Origin of the sequence: Yinghuangia sp. YIM S10712, assembly GCF_051388935.1 — a bacterium.
Lineage (GTDB): Bacteria > Actinomycetota > Actinomycetes > Streptomycetales > Streptomycetaceae > Yinghuangia.
This window is the reverse complement of sequence record NZ_JBPKBI010000050.1, coordinates 6,394-7,768: the sequence shown is the minus strand read 5'-3', so window position 1 is coordinate 7,768 and position 1,375 is coordinate 6,394. Positions and strand designations below refer to the sequence as shown.

At 70.8% G+C, this 1,375-nt stretch carries 1 protein-coding gene; it reads left to right on the top strand.

Annotated elements, in window-relative coordinates:
* Positions 1-282: 282 nt before the first annotated feature.
* Positions 283-1,245 carry an ankyrin repeat domain-containing protein gene (locus ACRX5W_RS32950; RefSeq protein ID WP_436792074.1) on the top strand — a complete coding sequence of 321 codons (963 nt, stop codon included), beginning with the start codon at positions 283-285 and terminating at the stop codon, positions 1,243-1,245.
* Positions 1,246-1,375: the final 130 nt, after the last annotated feature.

The following is a 1,375-nucleotide window of genomic DNA, read 5'->3' as shown; positions in this document are numbered from 1 at the left end:
CGCAACTCTGCGTCTCGCCGCGTGAAAACAACCCGCAAATTGACTGTCCGGAAAACGCGAGGCCCCTCAGCCTGCCCTGGCCCGCTCCCATGCCGCATTGCGCCGGGGCGGACAGGTCGCTTCCGCCGAAGATGCCGCCGCCGATGCCTCCCATGCGACTCGGGGTCGGCGGCCAACCGCGGCCTGCGCCCATACCGCAGAGCGTTGTCGGGCCCCGCTCCGTCCGGCCTGCGCCGCCCCCTCCGCCCGTGCCGGAGCGCGGCGTGGGAGGACGTCGAGTTCGTGAGAACGCGTCTGGCACACGGAGCGGATCCGGACCATCGGCGCCAGGACGGCGAGCCGGTGTTGCATCTCGCCGTCGAGTGCGGGACACCGGAGGTGGTGGCCGAGTTGGCGAAGCATGTGACGGATGTCGATGCCACGCGTGAGTGGGAGCCCGACACGGCGTTGTGGAAGGCCGTCTGCCACGGACGAGCCGAGCACGCCGCGGCGCTGCTCGCGGCGGGGGCGAACGCGTGGGCCCCGGTGGTCGGTTGGCGTTCGGCGGGCTGGCTCGGGCTGCACACCGACTTCGCGTGGATCTTCGAGAGCCTTCCGGACTGTGTGCCCTTGACGGATGCCGAACAGGCGGCCCAGGCGGACGCCGACGCGCGAACGCAGGTGTTCCTGGACGTTCTGCCGCCGGACGGGGGTGTGTCCGTCGTGTTCGTGTCAGGCGTCTCCGAGGAGGAGGCCGTCCGGCGCCTGGGCTCGGGTCCCGGCCGCTCTCCGGTGCTGGACCTCAGGGTGTCCCCGGGGCTGTTCGGTACAGGGCCCGGTGGATTCAACCCCCATGGGAAGGCCGCTGAGCGCTTCCTCGGGGTGACGGGCGTCGACGGCGGCTGCGTGGTCTTCCAACCGTACGGATACCGAGCCAACGCACCGGCTGTGCTGTGTGCGCTGTCGCCGGGCACGACCGCGTACGGCCTTTTCCGCAGTGGCGTAGGCCACGTGTATGGCCGACGCTCAGTCGACGGACACGACGAACCGCAGGAGGAGATCGGTTCGTCGGTGCAGGACGACGATCCCGAACTGCGATGGGTATACCGCTTTTGGCAGTGGAACCTTGACCATGGCGTGCGGATCGCGACCCAACTCGCCTACGCGAGCGCCATGGCGGGCCTCCGGATCACGGACGGCGCGGTGGTCTCACAGCCGCCACGTCGCTGGGTCGAACTGCCGGAAAGCAGCCCATTGTTGGGGTAATGCGTCCGACATCGTGCGTGCCGCGTGGCGGCGATGCGGCGTCCGCCGGCGTTCGGCGGCGTTCGGCGGCACGACGACGCCCGGTGTCCCGCCCGGCTACTGGTGGCGCGGGCGGGGCACCGGGCGCGGG